The organism is Sphingomonas sp., assembly GCF_035555815.1.
Classification (GTDB): Bacteria; Pseudomonadota; Alphaproteobacteria; order Sphingomonadales; family Sphingomonadaceae; genus Sphingomonas.
Window position 1 is genome coordinate 1 of the sequence record NZ_DATMGG010000025.1, and the last position, 20579, is coordinate 20579.

Here is a 20579-nt window from a genome sequence, read left to right on the forward strand (position 1 = left end):
ACACCCAGCCGCTCCACCTCGACGCGGAGGCGGCGCGCGCGTCGGAGTTCGGCCAGATCCTCGTCAACGGCACCTTCACCTTCGCGCTGATGGTCGGGATCACCGTCGGCGACACCACCGCGGGCACGCTGGTCGCCAACCTCGGCTACGACAAGCTGGTGATGCCGAAGCCGGTGTTCATCGGCGACACGCTGCGCGCCGAAAGTGAGGTCACGGAACTGCGCCCCAGCAAGTCCCGCCCCGGCCAGGGCATCGTCACCTGGCGCCACCGCATGCGGAACCAGCGCGACGAGATCGTGTGCGAATGCCTGAGGAGCGCGCTGCTGAAGTCCAGACCCTGACCGTCAGGCCGCCTGCTTTCGCGCGCCGCCGGGCTCGGGATTGGAAAACTCCATTCCGTCGTCGACCGATCCGAACTTGAGCATCATCAGGTCGTGGGCATAGCTCTGCTTGAGCTTCCAAGGCGCCTTTGATCCCTGCTGCGGGAACTTGCCCAGCCCGCGCTGGACATAGCCGGAGGTGAAGTCGAGGAACGGCGCCGGCACCACCTCGGGATCGGTCACGCGCGGCGTCGCCTGTCGCAACCCACGCGACCGCATGGTGTTGAGCAGCCGGCAGACATAGGCGCAGGTCAGGTCGGCCTTCAGCGTCCACGATGCGTTGGTGTAGCCGAAGGAGGACGCCAGATTGGGAATGTCGGAGAACATCATTCCCTTGTATTGGAGCGACTTGGCCGGATCGACCGCAACGCCGTCGACGGTCAGGGGAATACCGCTCATCAACTGCATTTCCAGTCCGGTGGCGGTGACGATGATGTCGGCCGGCAGTTCCGCACCGGACTTGAGCCGGATCCCCGTCGGCGTGAACCGCTCGATCTCATCCGTGACGACCGACGATGTTCCCGCCTTCAGCGAATCGAACAGGTCGGCATCGGGCACCAGGCACAGCCGCTGGTCCCACGGATTATAGCGCGGCGTGAAATGCCGATCGACCATCTCGTCGCCCAGGTGCCCGCGCGCCCAGCCGAGGATGCGCTCCTTGGCCTTTTCGGGATATTTGCGCGTGCGGCTGTAAAAGAACTGGCCGAGGATCACGTTCTTCCACCGGGTGATGCCATAGGCGATCTTGGACGGCAGCCGCCGTCGCAGCCAGTTGGCGATCCCGTCCTCGCTCGGCCGCGACACGACATAGGTCGGCGACCGCTGGAGCATGGTGACGTGCGCTGCCTGTTTGGCCATTTCGGGCACCAGCGTGACCGCGGTGGCGCCGCTGCCGATCACCACCACCCGCTTGCCGGCATAGTCGAGATCTTCGGGCCAGAATTGCGGGTGGACGATCCGCCCCGCGAAATCGCCGCTGCCGGCGAACTCCGGCGCATGGCCGCGCTGGTAGTTGTAATAGCCCGAACACATGAAGAGGAAGTTGCAGCTGATCTCCGCCCGCTCCCTGTCCGGCCCCCGCTCGACGGTGACGGTCCAGGCGGCGGCGTCGGTCGACCAGGCGGCGGCGACCACGCGGTGCTGGTATCGGATGTGCTTGTCCACGCCATAGTCGCGCGCCGCGTCGTTCAGATACTGGAGGATCGACGGCCCGTCGGCGATCGCCTTCGCCTGCGTCCACGGTCGGAACGAATAACCCAGCGTGTACATGTCGCTGTCCGAACGGATGCCGGGGTAGCGGAACAGATCCCATGTTCCGCCCAGCCGTTCGCGCCCCTCCAGCACGACGAAGCTGCGGTCGGGGGATCGCTGCTGAAGGAAATAGCCGGCGCCGATGCCGGAAATGCCGGCGCCCACCACCACGACGTCGAAATGTTCTGCCATCGATCGCTCTCCTGCGTACCCAATATTCCAAAATGAGTTGCAGGAAAAGACCGGCTACGTCGTCGGCGCCGCATCCAGCGCGTCGACCGCCTTTTCGAGGCGTTCGAGCATCGCGTTCATCGACGCCAGTTCGGCGGCGGAGAAATCGCCGAAAATGCGCGCCTCCATCTCCAGCGCCTTGGGCGCGACCTCGGCATAGAGCGCGTGACCCGCGGGGGTGAGCGCCAACAGGTGCGATCGCTGATCACCCGGATTGGGCGTGCGCGTCACCAGCCCGCGTTCGGCCAGCGCGGCGGTGGCGCGGCTGACCGTCACCTTGTCCATCCGCGTCGCCTGTCCCAGCGCCTGCTGGGTCAGCCCTTCGCTCTCCGCGATCACCGCCACCAGCCGCCATTCGGGAATGCGCAGCCCGAACAGCGCGCGATAGGTTTCCGCGATCGCATCCGACACCCGGTTCGATGCGATCGACAGGCGATAGGGCAGAAAGGCGTTGAGCCTGAGTTCGGGGGGCATCCTCTTCCCTTTCGATCCCGGCCGGCGTCGCGACCGCAACGATCCTTGCTGGAGCGCGACGCGCGGAACAAGGGGCAGGCGGTGGATTTGGGACTTTGACGCGCGCCGGAAGTCGCTTTAGTATCAATTGAAACCACTTCGGAGTCGCCACGATGACCGCGCAAGACAATCCCATGGGCCTGGACGGATTCGAGTTCGTCGAGTTCACCAGCCCCGATCCCGCCGCGCTGGCCGACCTGTTCGAAAAGATGGGTTTCACCCACGTCGCCACGCACAAGTCGAAGAACGTGCGCCGCTATGCCCAGGGCGACATCAACTTCCTGCTCAACATGGACGATGCCGGCCAGGTCGCGGGTTTCCGCAACGCACACGGGCCGTCAGCCAACGCGATGGCGTTCCGCGTGACCGACGCCGATGCCGCACTGAAGCTGGCGGTCGCGCGCGGCGCCGCCCCGGTCACCGGCGAGCACGGCCCCGGCGAGCTGGACATTCCGGCGATCGAGGGGATCGGCGGCGCCAACCTCTATCTGGTCGACCGCCACGGCGGCGAGACGATCTACGACACCGATTTCGTCCCCACCGGCAAGGGCGTGAACGACCGTTCGGTCGGGCTGCACACGCTGGACCATCTCACCCACAACCTCAATCGCGGGCGGATGGATTATTGGGCGGATTATTATGAGCGGATCTTCAACTTCCGCGAGATCCGCTATTTCGACATCGAGGGCCAGTCGACCGGGCTGTTCAGCAAGGCGATGACCGCCCCCGACGACAAGATCCGCATCCCGCTCAACGAAAGCCAGGACGAGCACTCGCAGATCGAGGAGTTCATCAAGGACTACAAGGGTGAGGGCATTCAGCACCTCGCGCTGTCGACCGACGACATCTTCGCCACGGTCGACCAGCTGCGCGCCAACGGCGTCCGGTTCCAGACGACGCCGCAGACCTATTTCGACCTGATCGACAAGCGGCTGCCCGGCCACGGCCACGACGTCGCCGAGATGCGCAAGCGCGACATCCTGATCGACGGCGCGCCGGAAACCGGGGGCGGGCTGCTGCTCCAGATCTTCACCGAGAACATGGTCGGACCGATCTTCTTCGAGATCATCCAGCGCAAGGGCAACGACGGCTTTGGCGAGGGCAATTTCAAGGCGCTGTTCGAGAGTATCGAGCTCGACCAGATCCGTCGCGGGGTGGTGCCGGGCGCAGTCGAGGCGTAACTTCTTCTGCCCTTGTGGGAGAAGGATACGAAGACTTGCCAGCTTGCTGGCTAGTCGGAGTTGGGTGAGGCGGACCGCGTCCCCCTCACCCTCCCATCGCTCCGCGATGGGCCCTCCCTCTCCCACGAGGGGAGAGGGATCAGGAGGCGACGATGACCGACTACATGACCGGCTTCGGCAACCATTTCGCCACGGAGGCGGTGGCGGGAGCGTTGCCGGTCGGGCGCAATTCGCCGCAGAAGCCGCCGTTCGGTCTCTACGCGGAGCAGCTTTCGGGCACCGCCTTCACCGCGCCGCGCCACGACAACCGGCGCTCGTGGCTGTACCGGCTGCGGCCGTCCGCCGCGCACCCGCCCTTCACCCGATACGACGGGGCGATCGGCTTCGCACCCGGCACGAGCGACGCGCCGCTTGCGCCCAACCGGCTGCGCTGGGGGCCGCTGGACATCGACCCCGCCGCCGACTGGCTCGACAGCCTGACGACGATGCTCGCCAGCCATCCGCCCGAGAGCCAGTCGGGCGCGGCGCTGCATATCTACCGCGCCGGCCGCGACATGGTCGACCGCGCTTTCGTCGATGCCGACGGCGAACTGATCCTGATCCCCGAACAGGGACGGCTGACGCTGTTCACCGAATTCGGGAAAATCGAGGTGTCGCCGGGCCAGATCGCGCTGATCCCGCGCGGCGTGCGCTTTCGCGTGACGCTGCCCGACGGACAGGCGCGCGGCTATGTCGCGGAGAACCACGGCCAGCCGTTCCGCCTGCCCGATCTTGGCCCGATCGGATCGAACGGCCTGGCCAACCCGCGCGACTTCGAGACGCCGGTGGCGTGGTTCGAGGATCGGGAGGGCGATTTCGAGCTGGTGCAGAAATTCCTGGGATCGCTGTGGACCACCAACCTTGGCCGGTCGCCGATGGACGTGGTGGCGTGGCACGGCAATCTCGCCCCGTGCCGCTATGATCTGGCGCGGTTCAACACGATCGGCACGGTCAGCTTCGACCATCCCGATCCGTCGATCTTCACGGTCCTCACGTCGCCCAGCGACGTGCCCGGCACCGCGAACGCCGATTTCGTGATCTTCCCGCCGCGCTGGATGGTGGCGGAGGACACGTTCCGCCCGCCGTGGTTTCACCGCAACGTGATGTCGGAGGCGATGGGGCTGATCACCGGCCAGTACGACGCCAAGGCCGACGGATTCCGCCCCGGCGCGCTGTCGCTGCATAACCAGATGAGCGGCCACGGCCCCGACGTGGCGAGTTGGAAGGGGGCGAGCGAGACCGAGCTCAAGCCGCACAAGATCGACGGCACCATGGCATTCATGCTCGAAAGCCGCTGGGTGTTCCGCCCGACCCGCTTCGCGCTCGACAGCGCGCAACTCGACGAGGATTACGACGAAGTCTGGTCGGGCTTCCCCAAGGCGGTGCTGCCCGGATAATTTTTCGCACGACTGTCGATTTCGCGCGTCCTCGTTCGTCTCCGGGGTAGGATCGCATGTCGCGGTCGGACGACGGAAAGGGTGAGACGATGAAATATGCGCTGCTGATCTATGGCGATGAGAAAGAATTCGACACGCCCGCCGCGATCGCGGAAATTCAGGCGCGCCACGGCGCCTTTGCCGAGGAACTGGGCGAGGCGTTGATCGGCGGCGAGGAATTGCAGGACGTCGCCACCGCGACCACCGTGCGGCATAATGGCACGGCCGCCACCGTACACGATGGCCCCTTTGCCGAGGCACGCGAGCAACTGGGCGGCTTTTATCTGATCGAGGCCGAGAATCTGGACGCCGCAATCGCTTGGGCCAGGAAGCTGCCGATGGGCCGCAGCGGCGCGGTCGAAATCCGCCCGCTGGCCGCAATGTGATACCGCTCGGGCGTGTCGCCCGGGATAGCGGCGGGCGCGTGATCGCCGCGCTCGCCGCGCGGTTTCGCGATCTCGACATCGCCGAAGACGCTTTTGCCGAAGCCTGCGCCCGCGCGGTGAAGGCGTGGGAAAGCGCGCCGCCGCGCGACCCGGCGGCATGGCTCTACCGCGTCGCCGAGCGGGTAGCGATCGATACCCTGCGCCAGCGCGGGGTGCGTGCCGCCGCCGTGCTGCCCGGCCCCGAACCTGAAGCGACCCTCGAGGAACGCCTGATAGGGGACGATATGCTGATCCCGGACGAGCGGCTGCGGCTGATCTTTGTGTGCTGCCACCCGGCGATCGCGCCCGAAGCGCGCGCTGCGCTGACGCTGCGGCTAGTGTGCGGGCTGTCGACCGGCGAGATTGCGCGCGCCTTTCTGATCACCGAGCCGACGCTGGCGCAGCGGCTGGTGCGCGCCAAGCGCAAGATCGCCACCGCCGGCATCTCCTTCGAAGTACCCGGCCCGGCGGCATGGAGCGAGCGGCTCGACGCGGTGCTGGCGACGCTCGAAATCGCCTATGCCCACGCCCATGCCGATGGCGGCGGCAGCGGTCGCCATGCCGGATATGCGATTGAGATGCGGCAGATGACGGGCGTGCTCGCCTCCTTGCTCCCCGACGAACCCGAGGTGCTGGCGCTGGCCGCGACGGTGCGCTTCGCCGAGGCGCGGCGCCCGGCGCGCAACGCCGGTGGCATGATGGTGCCGCTGTCCGAGCAAGACCCGGCCGGTTGGGACGCCGCGCTGATCGCCGAGGGGCATGAACTGTTGCAGCGCGCATTGGCGCTGGGCCGTCCGGGGTGGCGCACACTTCAGGCGATGATCCACGGTGAATGGTGCGCGCGGCGCTCACTGACCGAACCGCCGCCGTGGCGCGCAGTGCTGGCGCTCTACGATGCGTTACTGACGCTGCGCGACGACCCGATCGTGCGGCTCAACCGCGCCGTCGCGCTGGCCGAGGTCGCGGGGCCGGCCGAGGCGCTCGAACAGGTGGATGCGCTGGAGGCGGCGGGACTGGCCGCCTTCCTCCCCTATCACGCGGTGCGCGCCGATCTGCTGGCGCGGCTCGGCCTCAGCGATGCCGCGCGTGTAGCGTATGACGCCGCATTGACGCTTGGCCCCGAACGAGCCGAACGCACCTGGCTGGAGGCGCGGCGCGCTATCCTTTCATCTGGCGGGCGATCGCCTTCCTCGTAGCGGCGCCGTAGGGCGGCTTGAGCCCGGCCAGCCTGGCGACGTCGAGCCGCGATTGCTGAAAGATCGCGCGGGCGTGGCTGAACGTCCTGAAACCGTCATGGCCGTGATAGGCGCCCATCCCGGACGGGCCGATGCCGCCGAACGGCAGCTCCTCCATCGAAACGTGGAACACCACGTCGTCCAGCGTCACCCCGCCCGAAATGGTGCGGTCGAGCACGCGGCGGCGTTCGGCGGCATCGGTTCCGAAATAATAGAGGCCCAGCGGCCGGTCGCGGCGATTGACCTCGGCAATGGCGTCGTCGAGCGCATCGTAGCGCCGAAGCGGCAGGATCGGGCCGAAGATTTCCTCCTGCATCACCGTCATGTCGTCGGTCGCGCCGCGCACAATCGTCAGCGGCATCTTGCGGCTGTTGCTCGCGGCGAAATCCTCGTTGGCCGGGTTGACGGTGACCAGCTCCGCGCCCTTTGCCCGCGCATCGTCCAGCCAGTCGTTGAGGCGCTGGTGATGCCGGTCGTTGATGATCGCGGTATAGTCGGGGTTGGCGAGCAGGGTCGGGTACATCGCCGACGCCGACGCGACCAGCGCGTCGACCACCGCCCCCTCCTGTTCCGCCGGCACCAGCATGTAATCGGGGGCGAGGCAGATCTGCCCGGCGTTGAGCATCTTGCCCATCGCCACCCGCCCCGCCGCCGTTGTCACGTCCGCCGAGCGACCGAGGATCACCGGCGACTTGCCGCCGAGTTCGAGCGTGACCGGGGTGAGATTGTCGGCGGCGGCGTGGAGGATGTGGCGGCCGATGCCGGTCGCGCCGGTGAAGATCAGGTGATCGAATGGCAGCGCCGCGAACGCCTGACCGACATCGGCCCCGCCCGACACGAACACCAGTTCATCCGAAGCGAAATGTTGGGGCGCGACCTGTTCGAACAGCGCGGCGACGCGCGGGGTGAACTCGCTGGTCTTGACCATCGCGCGGTTGCCGGCGGCGAAGATTCCGGCCAGCGGCCCCATCACCAGATTGACCGGGAAATTCCACGGGCTGATCACCCCGACCACGCCCTTTGGCTGATATTCGACCCGCCCGCGCGCGCCGAGCAGGCCCAGAGGGAACATCACCGGGCGCTTTTCGGCGCGCGACCAGCGATCGACATGCTTCAGCGCGTGGCGAAGCGGTGCTATCGACGCGGCGATATCGGTGATCATCGACTGCTCGCGGCTGCGATGGCCGAAATCCTCGCTCAGGGCGTCGCAAAAGGCATCGGCGTTGTCGGCGATCATCGCGATCGCGCGCTTCAGGCGATCCTTGCGGATGGCGATGCCGACCGGCAGTTCGGCGGTGAAGGCGGCGCGCTGCGCGGCGAGCAGGGCAGGCAAGTCCATGGTCCACTCCCCCGGAAGGTCACACCAAGGTCACACCTGACGGCGTCACTTCGGCGGTATGGATGCGCGCTTGTGGCACTGCTCCACCGGTGGGCATCAAACCATGGGAGTGGGCCTGTAGGAAAGTTAAATCGTCACGCTGCCCGCCAGCCACGCGGCGAAGGCCCCCGCCGCGAGCAACGTGCCAAGCGGCAGGCGGTCGCTCGCGCGCATCCGCCGGATCAGCGCCACCGCCAGCCCGATCAGGCACGCGACCAGCAGCACGCCCGGCAACGCGCGCCAGCCGAGCCACAGCCCGATCGCGCCGAACAGCTTGGCATCGCCGCCGCCGAGCCCTTCGCGCCCGCGCAGCCGGCGATATCCCGCCGCGACCAGCCACAGCGCGGCGAAGCCGGCGACGCCACCGATCAGGCGATCGGCGAGCGGCGGTGCGCCGAACGCCGCGCCCGCCAGCGCCAGCGCGGCGGTCAATCCGTCGGGAAGCCAAAAGGCGCGGAAATCGATCGCCGCCAGCGCCAGCAACAGCCAGCCGAACCCGGCGCCGGCGACCCCGCCCCAACCCGGCGCGGCCAAACCGGCGGTGAGGCCGATCAGCGCGCCGATCGATTCGATCACCGGATGAAACGGCGCGATCTCGGCGCCGCAGGTGCGGCATCGGCCGCGCAGCGCGAGATAACCGACCAGCGGCACCAGTTCGAGCGGCCCCAGCGTCCGCGCGCAGCCATCGCACGCCGATCGCCCGGCGAGCGCGGAGCGCCCCGCCGGCCATCGGATCGCCACGGTGGCGATGAAGCTGCCGAACACCAGCCCGAGCACCCCCAGCAGCGCCGGCCAGGCGAAGCTTTCAGACATTCTTCTTGCGGATCAGATAGCGGTAGACGCCGAACAGGTTGATGCCGAGCAGCACGCCGTTCTGCGTGGTCAGCGCCCAGTCGGACGCGATGACGGCGCCCGCGATCCACGCACACGCCGATGCGACGAAGATCACGAACCCCCAGCCGGTGACGCGCCGCCCGCTATCGAGCGACACCATCAGCGCGGCCAGGATTCCGGTGCCGGTGGCGAACCATTTCAGGCCGAGGACGAGCGGGGAATCATCCACCGTCGACCACCGTCATCGCCGGCGGGCCGTCACGCCGCCTTCTTCAGGTGCCGCCGGCCGAGCAGTTCGGCGATCTGCACCGCGTTCAGCGCCGCGCCCTTGCGCAGATTGTCGCTGACGCACCACAGCGACAGGCCGTTCTCGACCGTGGGATCGTCGCGGACCCGGCTGATGTAGGTGGCATATTCGCCGACGCATTCGACCGGGGTGACGTAGCCGCCGTCCTCCCGCTTATCGACCAGCATGATGCCAGGCGCCTCGCGCAGGATCTTTTGCGCGTCCTCGGCCGACAGCTCGTTCTCGAACTCGATGTTGACCGCCTCGCTGTGGCCGACGAACACCGGCACGCGCACGCAGGTGGCGTGGAGCTTGATCGCGGGATCGAGGATCTTCTTGGTCTCGACCACCATCTTCCATTCTTCCTTGGTCGATCCGTCGTCGAGGAAGCTGTCGATGTGCGGGATCACGTTGAACGCGATCTGCTTGGTGAATTTCTTCGGCTCGGCCGAATCGCCGACGAAGATGTTGCGGCTCTGTTCGAACAGCTCGTCCATCCCCGCCTTCCCCGCGCCCGACACCGACTGATAGGTCGCGACGACCACGCGCTTGATCCTCGCCACGTCGTGCAGCGGCTTGAGCGCCACCACCAGCTGCGCGGTCGAGCAGTTCGGGTTGGCGATGATGTTCCTGGCGCGATAGCCGTCGATCGCCTCCGGATTCACTTCCGGCACGATCAGCGGCACGTCGGGGTCCATGCGATAGTGCGAGGCGTTGTCGATCACCGTGCAGCCGGCGGCGGCAAAACGCGGGGCGTGGGCGATCGACCCTTCGGAGCCGATCGCGAACAGCGCGATGTCCCAGCCGGTGGGATCGAAATGCTCGATGTTCTGGACGGTCAGCATCTTGCCGGTGTCGCCATATTCGACCTGATCGCCCTGGCTGCGCGACGACGCCAGCACCGCGACCTCATCCGCCGGAAATTCACGATCGGCGAGGATCGCCAGCATCTCGCGCCCGACATTCCCGGTCGCGCCAGCGACCACCACCCGGTAACCCATATCTTGACCCTTGCTTGGAAACGCGCCCGTTCCTTAGGCGCCCGCGCGCCATTTGGAAGCAGCTTTTGAACGTGGTGGGCCAAGTTTGACTTACAAGGTTGCGCCGCGGGTGCCGCTCCGGGTCACGCTCAGGGCACGTCCTCACCCGGATCGACGCCCCACAGGTGGATCGCCTCGACATAGCCGGCGCGTCCCTTCACGTCGAAGCGGCACCAGCCGCGCGCGCACCGGCTGATCCGGCCGACCACCCCCGGCGCCGCGCGCCATTCGACATGGGCGGCGATGTCGGGCGCGGCGCGCATCGCGACGATCTGATCGGTGACGAAGCCGGTGCGCACGTCGGTGAGCAGGGCCGCGAGCATCCAGCCCTGGGTGCCGCCCGGATCCTCGACCTTGCGCCATTCCTTGTAGACGTCGATCACCCGGATCGGCAGGCCCGACCGCTGGTAGAGCCAGCTCGCCGGATAATTGCGCCCGGGGCCGGTCCGCATCCGCGCCTTTCCGGCTGAGATCGAGGCGTAATAGGGCGGCTTGCGCGTCTGCGCCTCCGCCGGCGGCGCGGGCATCGCCAGCGCCGCGCCGACCGCCAGCCCCGTCAACAGCGTGATCGATCGCATCGGTGCCCCTTTGTTGGTCATCGCCCGATCTAGCCAGCAGCGGCCACGCGGTTCAACCGTTGACTGATCCCTCCCACGTGGCCAATCCGGGATTCGATGGTCAAACGCCCCGCCCGCCCCAAGGTGATCGTCACGCGCGAGCTTCCCGACGCGGTGATGGATCGGATCGACACGCTGTTCGACGCGACGCTCAATCGCGACGACGCCCCGGTCGATCTGGCCGCGGCGATGGCGGACGCCGACGTGCTGGTGCCGACCGTGACCGACGCGATCACCGCCGAGCTGATCGCCGGCGCCGGCGACCGGCTGAAGCTGATCGCCAATTTCGGCGCGGGGGTGAACCACATCGACCTGAAGGCGGCGCGGGCGCGCGGCATCATCGTCACCAACACCCCCGGCGTGCTGACCGAGGATACCGCCGACATGACGATGGCGCTGATCGTCGGGGTGCCGCGCCGGCTGGTGGAGGGCGAGAAGCTGGTGCGATCGGGCGGGTGGAAGGGCTGGTCGCCCGGCGGCGTGCTGGGCCACCGCGTCGGCGGCAAGGCGCTGGGCATCCTGGGCATGGGCCGGATCGGCCAGGCGGTGGCGCGCCGCGCGCGCGCGTTCGGGCTGGCGGTCCATTACCACAACCGCCACCGGCTGCCCAAGGTGGTGGAGGCCGAGTTCGGCGCGCAGTGGCACCCCCACCTCGACGAGATGCTGGCAAGCATCGACATCCTGACGATCCACACCCCGCTCAACGACGACAGCCGCGACCTGCTCGATGCGCGGCGCATCGCGCTGCTGCGGCCGCACGTCTACCTGATCAACACGTCGCGCGGCGGCATCGTCGACGAGGACGCGATGATCGACGCGATCGAGGGAGGGCGGCTGGCCGGCGCCGGGCTGGACGTGTGGCGTCACGAGCCGGCGATCGACCCGCGACTGCTGGCGCTGCCCAATGTGGTGATGACGCCGCACATGGGATCCGCGACCTATGAGGGCCGGCTGGCGACCGGCGACCGTGTGATCGCCAACATCCGCGCGTGGGCCGACGGCCACCGCCCACCCGATCAGGTGCTTGAAGGCTGGGTGTGAACCGCGCATCGTCACGGCCTGTTTCATAAAAGGGCCGGACATGCTGGATCGCTTTTTCACCGTCACCGCCGCGCGCATCGCCGCGCTCGCCGGGCAACCGTTCGCGTTCATCGCCGCGGCGAGCCTGATCATCCTGTGGGCCGTGACCGGCCCGATCTTCCACTATTCGGATACGTGGCAGCTGGTGGTGAACACCGCGACGACGATCGTCACCTTTCTGATGGTGTTCCTGATCCAGAATTCGCAGAACCGCGATGCCGGTGCGATGCAGGCCAAGCTCGACGAGTTGATCCGCGCCCAGCAGGAGGCGCGCGTCGAGTTCATCGGGGTCGAGCACCGCACGGACAAGGAGATCGAGGCGATCCGCGACGCGCTGGAACGCGAGTGCGATCCCGAGGACAAGGCGACCGCGAAGGAAACCTTCGAGATGCTGCGCCGGCGCTATTAGGAACCGCGAGCCGCGGCGCGTCCGATCGGGCCGCCGCGGCTGATCTGGAGGCAAGGGGATGTCCGCCGGTGGCGGAAATCCCTAGTCTTTACCGTGGGTTGGTGGAGCCGAGGGGGATCGAACCCCTGACCTCTGCAATGCCATTGCAGCGCTCTCCCAGCTGAGCTACGGCCCCACACCCCGGGAAGGCGCTGCCCTCTACGCGGGCCTTGCGCCTTGTGCAAGGGGGTCACGAAAGATGTTTCGCGCCCCTTGCAAATTAATCAGCTTTCCTCGTCGGAATCGCCGGTCGGCACACCCAGATCGTCGTCGCCGCCCAGATCGACATCGTCGTCCGCGCTCGGCTCCTCCTCCTCGTCGACCTCCAGGTCCAGATCCTCGGCGCCGAGATCGGAATCGGCCTCCTTCTCCGGCTTGGCGGTCTTCGCCGCCTCGAACGGCAGCGGCTGCTTGGACTTGAGGATCGGCTCCGGTTCCCAGGTCACGCCGCAACTGATGCAGGTGACCGGGTCATCCTTGCCGAGATCGTAGAACCGCGTGCCACACTTCGGACAGGCCCGCTTCGTGCCCCATTCGGGCTTCACCATGAACCGCTCTCGCTTACTGAAAAAAGGGGGTTTCGGGGAGTTGGTCCGCCGAAGTGGGGCGCGCCTTGCCATAGCGCAACCCGGCTGTCAAAGACCGCGCCCGATGCACACCCCCCACCCCGCCCCGCTCGCGATCGCCGCGCCCGTCCCGCTGCGCGGCACCGTGACCGTTCCGGGCGACAAATCGATCAGCCATCGTTCGCTGATGCTGGGGAGCATCGCCGTGGGCGAGACGCGCATCCAAGGGTTGCTGGAGGGCGAGGACGTACTGGCGACCGCCACCGCGATGCGGGCGATGGGCGCGACGATCGAGCGTGATGCCGACGGCCTGTGGCGCGTCAACGGCGTCGGCGTCGGCGGGCTGCTCCAGCCGGCCGGCGCGCTGGAGATGGGCAATTCGGGCACGTCGACCCGGCTGCTGATAGGGCTGGTCGCCAGCCATCCGATCACCGCCACCTTCACCGGCGACGCGTCGCTTTCGGCGCGGCCGATGGGTCGGGTGATCGATCCGCTGTCACGCATGGGCGCGGATTTCACCGCCAGCCCGGGTGGGCGCCTGCCACTGATGGTGCGCGGGATCTGCCCGGCGGTGCCGATCACCTATGAGCTGCCGGTCGCGTCCGCGCAGGTGAAGTCGGCGGTGCTGCTGGCCGGGCTCAACGCGCCGGGGATCACCCGCGTGATCGAGCGCGTGCCGACCCGCGACCACAGCGAGCGGATGCTGCGCGGATTCGGCGCCGAGCTGACCGTCGAGGACGGCGTCATCTCGATCGCAGGCGAGGCGGAACTGACCGCGCAGGACATCGTCGTACCGGGCGACCCGTCGTCCGCCGCATTCTGGATGGTCGCCGCCAGCATCGTGCCGGGCAGCGATATCGTCATCCGCAACGTCGGGCTGAATCCGACTCGCGCCGGGCTGGTGACCGCATTGCGGCTGATGGGCGCGGACATCACCGAACAGGACGCCCGCACCGTCGGCGGCGAACCGGTCGCCGACCTGCGCGTGCGCCACGCCGCGCTGACCGGGATCGAGGTGCCGCCGGAACTCGCCCCCAGCATGATCGACGAATATCCGGTGCTGTTCGTCGCGGCGACCTTTGCCGCGGGGCGCACCGTCGCGCGCGGGGCGGAGGAATTACGGGTCAAGGAATCGGACCGGATCGCGGTAATGGCGGCCGCGCTGACCGCCGCCGGCGCGGCGATCACGGAACATCCCGACGGGCTGACGATTGAAGGCCGTGGCGGCGATCCCCTGCCCGGCGGCGTGCGGATCGCATCCAGCCTGGATCACCGGATCGCGATGAGCATGGGGGTGGCGAGCATGAGAGCGACACGGCCGATCGAGATCGACGACGCGGCGCCGATCGCGACGAGCTATCCCGATTTCATCGCCACCGCCGCCGCGCTGGGCGCCGAACCGACGTGGCTCGACCGATGAGCGCGCGTCGCGGCACGGGGCCGGCGTCATGATCGTCGCGGTCGACGGCCCCGCCGCGTCGGGCAAGGGGACGATCGCCCGCGCGATCGCCCGCCATTATCGCCTGCCGCACCTCGACACCGGGCTGCTCTATCGCGCGGTCGCGGCAACTCTGCTCGACCGCGAGCTGGACGCGGAGAAGGAGGCCGACGCGGTCGCCTCCACCGATTTCGACGAAGCGTTGCTGGCGGACGACCGGCTCAAGGACGACCGCATCGGCAAGGTCGCGTCGATCGTGTCCGCGCACCCGCTGGTCCGCGCCGCGCTGCTCCAACGCCAGCGCCGGTTCGCGCAGCAGCCGGGCGGCGCGGTGCTCGACGGGCGCGACATCGGCACGGTGATCGCGCCGGGCGCGGACGCCAAGCTGTTCGTCAAGGCCACGCCGATGATCCGTGCCCAGCGCCGCCACGCCGAGCTGCGCGCGCGCGGATCGACCGTCAGTTTCGACAAGGTGCTGGCCGACATCCGCGCCCGCGACGAACGCGACAGCACCCGCAGCCAGGCGCCGCTCAGGATGGCCGACGACGCCGTCTTGCTCGACACCTCATTCCTCTCTATAGACGCCGCCGTCCAGCGGGCGATCGCGCTCGTGGAGGCAAGGACGGCGGCGAAGGCGGGAACGCCCTAGCCCGCGGGGCGCGGAGCGGATCGGGTCAACCGATCGCGCTGGCCGCGCCGTTTGCGCATTTGTCCAGACCCACGCTCGGGCACGCTCGCCCCGGTGGACGCCGCGACCGGCATTCGGCCGCCACGGCAAAGTGAGGCCAAGACCGCCGGAGACAACCGGCTGGCCGGAAAACGACGAAACAGGAACCACATCTTTATGGCAACTGCCGCCAATCCCACCCGCGACGATTTCGCCGCCCTTCTCGAACAGACGCTCGGCGCCGCCGACAGTTTCGAGGGCCGGGTCGTCATCGGCACCGTCACCGCGATCGAGAACGATCTGGCGGTCATCGACGTCGGCCTGAAGTCCGAAGGCCGCGTGCCGCTGCGCGAATTCGCCGCGCCGGGCCAGAAGGCCGAGCTGAAGGTCGGTGACGAAGTCGAAGTGTTCGTCGATCGCGTCGAGAACGCCAACGGCGAAGCGATGCTGAGCCGCGACCGCGCCCGCCGCGAAGCCGCATGGGACAAGCTGGAAGGCGAGTTCGCCCAGAACACCCGCGTCGACGGCGTGATCTTTGGCCGCGTCAAGGGCGGCTTCACCGTCGACCTGTCCGGCGCCGTGGCGTTCCTGCCCGGCAGCCAGGTCGACATCCGCCCGGTGCGCGACGTCACCCCGCTGATGGACATCCCGCAGCCGTTCCAGATCCTGAAGATGGACCGCAAGCGCGGCAACATCGTCGTGTCGCGCCGCGCCGTGCTGGAAGAGACCCGCGCGGAGCAGCGTTCGGGCCTGATCCAGTCGCTGGCCGAGGGCCAGGTGATCGACGGCATCGTCAAGAACATCACCGATTACGGCGCGTTCGTGGACCTGGGCGGCATCGACGGCCTGCTCCACGTCACCGACCTGAGCTACAAGCGGGTCAACCACCCGTCGGAAGTGCTCAACATCGGCGACACGGTGCGCGTGCAGATCATCCGCATCAACCGCGACACCCAGCGCATCAGCCTGGGCATGAAGCAGCTTGAGAGCGATCCGTGGGATGGTGCCGGCACCAAGTACCCGGTCGGCGCCAAGCTGTCGGGCCGCGTGACCAACATCACCGAATATGGCGCCTTCGTCGAGCTGGAGCCGGGCATCGAGGGTCTGGTCCACGTGTCCGAGATGAGCTGGACCAAGAAGAACGTCCATCCGGGCAAGATCGTGTCGACCAGCCAGGAAGTCGAAGTCGTCGTGCTCGAGGTCGATGAGGACAAGCGCCGCATCAGCCTGGGCCTGAAGCAGGCGCAGGCCAACCCGTGGGATGCCTTTGCCGAGGCGCACCCGGTTGGCTCGACCGTCGAGGGCGAGGTCAAGAACGCCACCGAATTCGGCCTGTTCATCGGCCTGGACAACGACGTCGACGGCATGGTCCACATGTCCGACATCGCCTGGGGCATCTCGGGCGAGGACGCGCTCAACCTGCATCGCAAGGGCGAGACCGTCCAGGCGGTGGTGCTGGCGATCGAGCCGGACAAGGAGCGCATCAGCCTGGGCATGAAGCAGCTCGAGCGTGGTGGCCCGTCGGCCGCCGCGGCGGCGGCTGGCGGCGCCGGCGGTGCCGGATCGCGCGTCAACAAGAACGAGATCGTCACCGTGACGGTGCTCGAAGTGCGCGACGCGGGCCTTGAGGTGCAGGTCGGCGACGATGGCGCCACCGGCTTCATCAAGCGCACCGACCTGGGTCGCGACCGCGACGAGCAGCGTCCGGAGCGTTACCAGGTCGGGCAGAAGTTCGACGCGATGGTCACCGGCTTCGATCGTTCGAAGAAGCCGACCTTCTCGATCAAGGCGATGCAGATCGCCGAGGAGAAGCAGGCCGTTGCGCAGTACGGTTCGTCGGATTCGGGCGCGTCGCTGGGCGACATCCTGGGCGAGGCGCTGAAGGCTCGCAATTCCGAAACCAAGTAATCGTGGATTCCGGTGCGGTGGATCACCACCGCACCGGACCACAACAGCGTATACGAAGTTGAAAAACGCCGGACGATTCGCATAGATGGGGGAATCGTAGGGCGAAACGGCAAGAGGCCGTCGGGGGTAGAATGATCCGATCCGAACTCGTCCAGTTGCTCGCGCGCGACCATCCCGACCTGTCGAATCAGGACATCGAGAAGATCGTCGATGTCTTCTTCGACCAGATCGTCAGCCGGCTGATCGCCAACGGCCGCGTCGAACTGCGCGGGTTTGGCGCCTTTTCGACCCGCGAGCGCGATGCGCGCACCGGCCGCAACCCGCGCACCGGCGAGACGGTCAGCGTCGACGCCAAGCGGGTGCCCTATTTCAAGCCCGGCAAGGAAATGCGCGCGCGCCTGAACATGGGATAATCGCGCGGTTTGTCGCCGCCGACCGTCACGGCGGGTTGACGCGAGCGCCGCCACGCGCTCCGGTCCATATCATGCGCGGACGTGGCGAAATTGGTAGACGCACGGGACTTAAAATCCCTTTCCGGTCACGGAGTGCGGGTTCGAGTCCCGCCGTCCGCACCATCGCCGGCGTGGCGATGCTTGCCCTTGCGCTGGGTGGCTGCGGCCAGCGGCGCACCGACGACCAGCCCGTCGAAGTCAGCGTGATCGGCGGCCCGGCGGCGCTGGGCGATCCGAATCGCGGTCCCCTCTCCCCCGCCGGCCAGATGTTGCTCCACGCCACCGCGCAGGGGCTGGTACGATTCGACGCCAGCGGCGGGATCGAGCCGGGGCTGGCCGAACGCTGGATCGTCATCGACGACGGCAAGAGCGTGATCTTTCGCCTGAGCGAGGCCGAATGGCCGAACGGCGACGCGGTCACCGCCGACGATGTCGTGCCGGTGCTGCGGCGGGTCATCGCACGCGCCAGCCGCAATTCGCTGGCGCCCTACCTCACCGCGATCGACGAGATCGTCGCGATGACGCCGCAGGTGATCGAGATCCGCCTGTCGCGCCCGCGCCCCGACATCCTCAAGCTGTTCGCCCAGCCGGAACTGGCGATTCCCGCCCCGCGCGGCGGCGGCGGCACCGGGCCGTTCCGCATCGAGCGCGAATCGCGCCCCGGCATCCTGCTGCGCCCCGGCATCGATCCGCTGCGCGCCACCGACGACGAGGCCGTCGATCCGTCGCCGCATGATTTCGTGCGGTTGCGCGGCGAACGCGCGGCGCTGGCGATCGCGCGGTTCGCGGCCAAGAAGCTCGACCTGGTCAGCGGCGGTAGCATCGGCGACTGGCCGATCCTGAAACATGCCGGGATCGCGCCGGCCAACATCCGGGTGGACGCGGCGGCGGGATTGTTCGGGCTGGCGGTGGCGAATCGCGACGGATTCCTGGCCGATCCGATCAATCGCGGGGCGGTGGCGATGGCGATCGACCGCGCCGCGCTGACCCGCAACATCACCCCGAACTGGCGCAGTGCCGAGAATGTGCTGCCGGAACAGCTCGATTCGGCCGCGCCACCGGCGGCCCCGGCGTGGACGGCGGTCGCGCCCGACGATCGCATCGCCACCGCGCAGGCGCGCGTCGCGCACTATCAGCAGAGCCATCCCGGCCCGGTGACGCTGCGGATCGCGGTGCCGGCGGCGCCGGGCGGGACGCTGATCTATGCCGAGATCGCGGCGGCGCTGCGCGCGGTCGGCCTCTCGCCGCAGCGCGTCGACGGCGACGCCCCGGCCGAGCTGCGGCTGGTCGATGCCGTCGCCCCCTATGACAGCGCGCGCTGGTATTTGCGCACCGCGTGCCAGCCGTGCGGCGAAGAGGCCGCGACGCTGATCGAGGCGGCGCGCGACGCCCCGACGCTGCCCGAGCGGGCGATGCGGCTGGCGGAGGCCGACGCGGCGCTGGCCGGGGACGTCGCGTTCATCCCGATCGCCCAGCCGCTGCGCTGGTCGCTGGTCGCGGCGCGGCTGCGCGCGTGGACGCCGAACGCGCGCGCGTTCCATCCATTGAACCACCTGCGCGCCGCCCCCAGATAACGCCCATGGCTAAAGCGATCCCCATCATGCAGAATGTTCCGCTGGGCACCGACCCGATCTCGATCCGCCGCCGGATAGAGGTGATGGAGAAGCTGCTCGAGCGCAGCTTCACCATTCCCGGCACGCGGCAGCAGTTCGGGCTGGACGTCATCCTGGACCTAGTGCCGTTCGGCGGCACCACGATCGCGGCGGTGATGGGCGCCTATATGGCGTGGGAAGCACGCAACCTGGGCATGTCCAAGACGCAGGTGGCGCGCATGGCCGGCAACATCGGCGTCGACTGGGCGCTGGGGATGATCCCGTGGGTGGGCGCGATCCCCGATTTCTTCTTTCGCTCCAACACCCGCAACCTGCGGATCATCCGCAAGCACCTCGACAAGCATCACCCGGCCAGCGCGGTGATCGACCTGTAATCAGGCGCCGCGCCAGATCTTGAGCCCCGCCGGCGGGCGCAGCCCGCGCTGGTGCGCGGGACAGGCGGTGAAGGCGAATTGCCGGTCGAGGCACAGCCACACCTCCTCCAGCCAGCCGGACTTGTTGGCGGTGACGCGCATCATGCTGGCGCTCAGCCCGCGATTGGCGCGCGCGAAGGCGGTGGCGAACTGGCCGACGGTGAGGTTGGACTGGCGCGACAGCGCGTTCATGTCCGGGTAGCGCAGCCGGGCATAGAGGCCGGTCGAGCGGGCGAAATATTGCGCGGGCGGCACGCCCATGCAGGTGCCATGCTTGGCATATTCGTGCTGGAGCAGCTGCACCGAAGGGGTCGCGCACAGGTTCTTGCGCAGCACGTCGGCGCTGAGCGGCGCCGCCGCCCGGCAATATTGCGGCCACTGCGCCCCGGTGCCGTCGGGCCACAGCCCGTGCAGGGTAAAGCCGAAGCGATTGCCGCTGGCGCACTGGAATCGCGCCGAAGCGTCGCGCGCGTTGCCGTGGCAATATTGCGGCGCCCAGGTGATCGCCAGCGTATAGCCGCCGATCGGCACCACCCGGCGCGGTTCGCGCGTGTCCGGCCCCTCGGCGCGCGGCCGGGGCAGATCGCCCGGCACGGCGCAACGATAGGCCTGCGCCGAGGCGGCAGCGGGCGCGAGCAGCGCGGCGACGGAGAGCGCGACGCGGATCATGCCCCCGGCTCCCCGGTCACCAGTTCCTCATCGAGCGGATCGACCTCACCGAACCACGGGCGCGTATCGGAGCGAAACAGCATCGCCACCGCCGCCGCCTGAAGCACGATCGCCAGCGCGGCGAGCACCCCCGACACGCCGCTGGGGAAGGTGCCGCGCACCAGCATCAGCGCAATGCCGAGCAGGCCGATCGCGAACAGCACCACCAGAATCCACTTGGCGATCGTGCTGCCGCGCCGCGCGATGAAGAACCACAGCAGCAGCGGAATGACGAATCCCATCGCGGTCATCGCATAGAGGAAAACGGCGCCGAGCGCGGCGACATCGGGGTTGGCCATCGCGGACGCCAGCGTGGTGCGCCACGACAGCGCGGTGTTGGCGATCCCGACCAGCCAATAGCCAAGGTAGAATTGCTCGAAGCGCACGATCGATGGCGGTCGTGTCATGTCCGTCTCCCTCCCCCGAAGATCCGTGGTGCC

Annotated in this window: 23 protein-coding genes and 2 tRNA genes; 14 read left to right on the forward strand and 11 right to left on the reverse strand. The window is 68.2% G+C overall.

The window, feature by feature from the left end:
* Positions 1-341 (forward strand): MaoC family dehydratase (locus VNR91_RS01325; protein ID WP_325488992.1); only part of this gene is annotated, 341 nt, incomplete at its 5' end.
* Positions 342-344: 3 nt separating this feature from the next.
* On the opposite strand, the gene VNR91_RS01330 is transcribed toward VNR91_RS01325, so the two are convergent.
* Both VNR91_RS01330 and VNR91_RS01335 read right to left on the reverse strand, forming a co-directional pair.
* Complete coding sequence (locus VNR91_RS01330; protein WP_325488993.1) at positions 345-1823, reverse strand: NAD(P)/FAD-dependent oxidoreductase; 1479 nt, start codon at positions 1821-1823, stop codon at positions 345-347.
* Positions 1824-1877: 54 nt separating this feature from the next.
* The gene (locus VNR91_RS01335; protein ID WP_325488994.1) at positions 1878-2336 is read right to left on the reverse strand and encodes a MarR family transcriptional regulator; all 459 of its coding nucleotides are present in this window, start codon (positions 2334-2336) and stop codon (positions 1878-1880) included.
* Between the two features lie 152 nt (positions 2337-2488).
* Here VNR91_RS01335 and hppD point away from each other — a divergent pair, with 152 nt between their 5' ends.
* From hppD to VNR91_RS01355, 4 genes are all read left to right on the forward strand, one after another.
* On the forward strand, positions 2489-3556 hold the full coding sequence (gene hppD, locus VNR91_RS01340; RefSeq protein WP_325488995.1) for a 4-hydroxyphenylpyruvate dioxygenase: 1068 nt from the start codon (positions 2489-2491) through the stop codon (positions 3554-3556).
* A 152-nt stretch (positions 3557-3708) separates the two neighbouring features.
* Positions 3709-4992, forward strand: a complete 1284-nt coding sequence (hmgA, locus tag VNR91_RS01345) for a homogentisate 1,2-dioxygenase (RefSeq protein ID WP_325488996.1) — start codon at positions 3709-3711, stop codon at positions 4990-4992.
* Between the two features lie 56 nt (positions 4993-5048).
* Positions 5049-5417: a YciI family protein gene (locus VNR91_RS01350; RefSeq protein WP_325488997.1), complete on the forward strand. Its 369-nt coding sequence runs from the start codon at positions 5049-5051 to the stop codon at positions 5415-5417.
* A gap of 38 nt (positions 5418-5455) precedes the next feature.
* On the forward strand, positions 5456-6652 hold the full coding sequence (locus tag VNR91_RS01355) for an RNA polymerase sigma factor (protein WP_325488998.1): 1197 nt from the start codon (positions 5456-5458) through the stop codon (positions 6650-6652).
* Here the strand turns inward: VNR91_RS01355 and VNR91_RS01360 are convergent.
* The 5 genes from VNR91_RS01360 to VNR91_RS01380 form a co-directional block, all read right to left on the reverse strand.
* The gene (locus VNR91_RS01360; RefSeq protein ID WP_325488999.1) at positions 6615-8030 is read right to left on the reverse strand and encodes a coniferyl aldehyde dehydrogenase; all 1416 of its coding nucleotides are present in this window, start codon (positions 8028-8030) and stop codon (positions 6615-6617) included. The genes VNR91_RS01355 and VNR91_RS01360 overlap by 38 nt on opposite strands.
* Positions 8031-8156: 126 nt before the next feature.
* Positions 8157-8882, reverse strand: coding sequence for a prepilin peptidase (locus VNR91_RS01365; RefSeq protein WP_325489000.1), 726 nt, complete (start codon positions 8880-8882; stop codon positions 8157-8159).
* Complete coding sequence (locus VNR91_RS01370; RefSeq protein WP_325489001.1) at positions 8875-9132, reverse strand: hypothetical protein; 258 nt, start codon at positions 9130-9132, stop codon at positions 8875-8877. The genes VNR91_RS01365 and VNR91_RS01370 overlap by 8 nt, the downstream gene beginning before the upstream one ends.
* 29 nt (positions 9133-9161) lie before the next feature.
* The gene (locus VNR91_RS01375; protein ID WP_325489002.1) at positions 9162-10190 is read right to left on the reverse strand and encodes an aspartate-semialdehyde dehydrogenase; all 1029 of its coding nucleotides are present in this window, start codon (positions 10188-10190) and stop codon (positions 9162-9164) included.
* Between the two features lie 128 nt (positions 10191-10318).
* Positions 10319-10807, reverse strand: a complete 489-nt coding sequence (locus tag VNR91_RS01380; RefSeq protein WP_325489003.1) for an SH3 domain-containing protein — start codon at positions 10805-10807, stop codon at positions 10319-10321.
* 96 nt (positions 10808-10903) lie between these two features.
* Here VNR91_RS01380 and VNR91_RS01385 point away from each other — a divergent pair, with 96 nt between their 5' ends.
* Both VNR91_RS01385 and VNR91_RS01390 read left to right on the forward strand, forming a co-directional pair.
* Complete coding sequence (locus tag VNR91_RS01385; protein ID WP_325489004.1) at positions 10904-11887, forward strand: D-glycerate dehydrogenase; 984 nt, start codon at positions 10904-10906, stop codon at positions 11885-11887.
* Between the two features lie 43 nt (positions 11888-11930).
* Positions 11931-12335 carry a low affinity iron permease family protein gene (locus VNR91_RS01390; protein WP_325489027.1) on the forward strand — a complete coding sequence of 135 codons (405 nt, stop codon included), beginning with the start codon at positions 11931-11933 and terminating at the stop codon, positions 12333-12335.
* 99 nt (positions 12336-12434) lie between these two features.
* Here VNR91_RS01390 and VNR91_RS01395 read toward each other — a convergent pair.
* Both VNR91_RS01395 and VNR91_RS01400 read right to left on the reverse strand, forming a co-directional pair.
* Positions 12435-12510 (reverse strand) — tRNA-Ala (locus VNR91_RS01395).
* Positions 12511-12598: 88 nt separating this feature from the next.
* Complete coding sequence (locus VNR91_RS01400) at positions 12599-12922, reverse strand: TIGR02300 family protein (protein ID WP_325489005.1); 324 nt, start codon at positions 12920-12922, stop codon at positions 12599-12601.
* A gap of 103 nt (positions 12923-13025) precedes the next feature.
* Between VNR91_RS01400 and aroA the strand changes: the two genes are divergently transcribed.
* The 7 genes from aroA to VNR91_RS01435 all read left to right on the forward strand — a co-directional run bounded on the left by aroA (position 13026) and on the right by VNR91_RS01435 (position 19392).
* Entirely contained in the window at positions 13026-14360 is a 1335-nt protein-coding gene (gene aroA / locus VNR91_RS01405) for a 3-phosphoshikimate 1-carboxyvinyltransferase (protein WP_325489006.1), read from the forward strand.
* Between the two features lie 28 nt (positions 14361-14388).
* Entirely contained in the window at positions 14389-15027 is a 639-nt protein-coding gene (gene cmk, locus VNR91_RS01410; RefSeq protein WP_325489007.1) for a (d)CMP kinase, read from the forward strand.
* Between the two features lie 195 nt (positions 15028-15222).
* Entirely contained in the window at positions 15223-16953 is a 1731-nt protein-coding gene (gene rpsA / locus VNR91_RS01415; RefSeq protein ID WP_325489008.1) for a 30S ribosomal protein S1, read from the forward strand.
* 131 nt (positions 16954-17084) lie between these two features.
* The gene (locus VNR91_RS01420) at positions 17085-17366 is read left to right on the forward strand and encodes an integration host factor subunit beta (protein ID WP_325489009.1); all 282 of its coding nucleotides are present in this window, start codon (positions 17085-17087) and stop codon (positions 17364-17366) included.
* Between the two features lie 75 nt (positions 17367-17441).
* Positions 17442-17528, forward strand: a tRNA-Leu gene (locus tag VNR91_RS01425).
* Between the two features lie 14 nt (positions 17529-17542).
* Positions 17543-18979: an ABC transporter substrate-binding protein gene (locus tag VNR91_RS01430; protein ID WP_325489010.1), complete on the forward strand. Its 1437-nt coding sequence runs from the start codon at positions 17543-17545 to the stop codon at positions 18977-18979.
* Positions 18980-18984: 5 nt separating this feature from the next.
* Positions 18985-19392: a DUF4112 domain-containing protein gene (locus tag VNR91_RS01435; protein ID WP_325489011.1), complete on the forward strand. Its 408-nt coding sequence runs from the start codon at positions 18985-18987 to the stop codon at positions 19390-19392.
* Here VNR91_RS01435 and VNR91_RS01440 read toward each other — a convergent pair whose 3' ends face one another.
* Together VNR91_RS01440 and VNR91_RS01445 are read right to left on the reverse strand one after the other, a co-directional pair.
* Positions 19393-20100, reverse strand: coding sequence for a ribonuclease T2 family protein (locus tag VNR91_RS01440; RefSeq protein WP_325489012.1), 708 nt, complete (start codon positions 20098-20100; stop codon positions 19393-19395).
* The gene (locus VNR91_RS01445) at positions 20097-20546 is read right to left on the reverse strand and encodes a hypothetical protein (protein WP_325489013.1); all 450 of its coding nucleotides are present in this window, start codon (positions 20544-20546) and stop codon (positions 20097-20099) included. The genes VNR91_RS01440 and VNR91_RS01445 overlap by 4 nt, the downstream gene beginning before the upstream one ends.
* Positions 20547-20579 lie beyond the last annotated feature (33 nt).

What these genes read in the sequence shown, in the direction of transcription:
- VNR91_RS01445 (WP_325489013.1), bottom strand. Translation starts at nt 20,546, where the DNA reads ATGACACGACCGCCATCGATCGTGCGCTTCGAGCAATTCTACCTTGGC.
- cmk (WP_325489007.1), top strand. Translation starts at nt 14,389, where the DNA reads ATGATCGTCGCGGTCGACGGCCCCGCCGCGTCGGGCAAGGGGACGATC.
- VNR91_RS01430 (WP_325489010.1), top strand. Translation starts at nt 17,543, where the DNA reads ATGCTTGCCCTTGCGCTGGGTGGCTGCGGCCAGCGGCGCACCGACGAC.
- hmgA (WP_325488996.1), top strand. Translation starts at nt 3,709, where the DNA reads ATGACCGACTACATGACCGGCTTCGGCAACCATTTCGCCACGGAGGCG.
- rpsA (WP_325489008.1), top strand. Translation starts at nt 15,223, where the DNA reads ATGGCAACTGCCGCCAATCCCACCCGCGACGATTTCGCCGCCCTTCTC.
- VNR91_RS01365 (WP_325489000.1), bottom strand. Translation starts at nt 8,882, where the DNA reads ATGTCTGAAAGCTTCGCCTGGCCGGCGCTGCTGGGGGTGCTCGGGCTG.
- hppD (WP_325488995.1), top strand. Translation starts at nt 2,489, where the DNA reads ATGACCGCGCAAGACAATCCCATGGGCCTGGACGGATTCGAGTTCGTC.
- aroA (WP_325489006.1), top strand. Translation starts at nt 13,026, where the DNA reads ATGCACACCCCCCACCCCGCCCCGCTCGCGATCGCCGCGCCCGTCCCG.
- VNR91_RS01385 (WP_325489004.1), top strand. Translation starts at nt 10,904, where the DNA reads ATGGTCAAACGCCCCGCCCGCCCCAAGGTGATCGTCACGCGCGAGCTT.
- VNR91_RS01380 (WP_325489003.1), bottom strand. Translation starts at nt 10,807, where the DNA reads ATGCGATCGATCACGCTGTTGACGGGGCTGGCGGTCGGCGCGGCGCTG.
- VNR91_RS01435 (WP_325489011.1), top strand. Translation starts at nt 18,985, where the DNA reads ATGGCTAAAGCGATCCCCATCATGCAGAATGTTCCGCTGGGCACCGAC.
- VNR91_RS01335 (WP_325488994.1), bottom strand. Translation starts at nt 2,336, where the DNA reads ATGCCCCCCGAACTCAGGCTCAACGCCTTTCTGCCCTATCGCCTGTCG.
- VNR91_RS01330 (WP_325488993.1), bottom strand. Translation starts at nt 1,823, where the DNA reads ATGGCAGAACATTTCGACGTCGTGGTGGTGGGCGCCGGCATTTCCGGC.
- VNR91_RS01375 (WP_325489002.1), bottom strand. Translation starts at nt 10,190, where the DNA reads ATGGGTTACCGGGTGGTGGTCGCTGGCGCGACCGGGAATGTCGGGCGC.
- VNR91_RS01440 (WP_325489012.1), bottom strand. Translation starts at nt 20,100, where the DNA reads ATGATCCGCGTCGCGCTCTCCGTCGCCGCGCTGCTCGCGCCCGCTGCC.
- VNR91_RS01420 (WP_325489009.1), top strand. Translation starts at nt 17,085, where the DNA reads ATGATCCGATCCGAACTCGTCCAGTTGCTCGCGCGCGACCATCCCGAC.
- VNR91_RS01360 (WP_325488999.1), bottom strand. Translation starts at nt 8,030, where the DNA reads ATGGACTTGCCTGCCCTGCTCGCCGCGCAGCGCGCCGCCTTCACCGCC.
- VNR91_RS01350 (WP_325488997.1), top strand. Translation starts at nt 5,049, where the DNA reads ATGTCGCGGTCGGACGACGGAAAGGGTGAGACGATGAAATATGCGCTG.
- VNR91_RS01400 (WP_325489005.1), bottom strand. Translation starts at nt 12,922, where the DNA reads ATGGTGAAGCCCGAATGGGGCACGAAGCGGGCCTGTCCGAAGTGTGGC.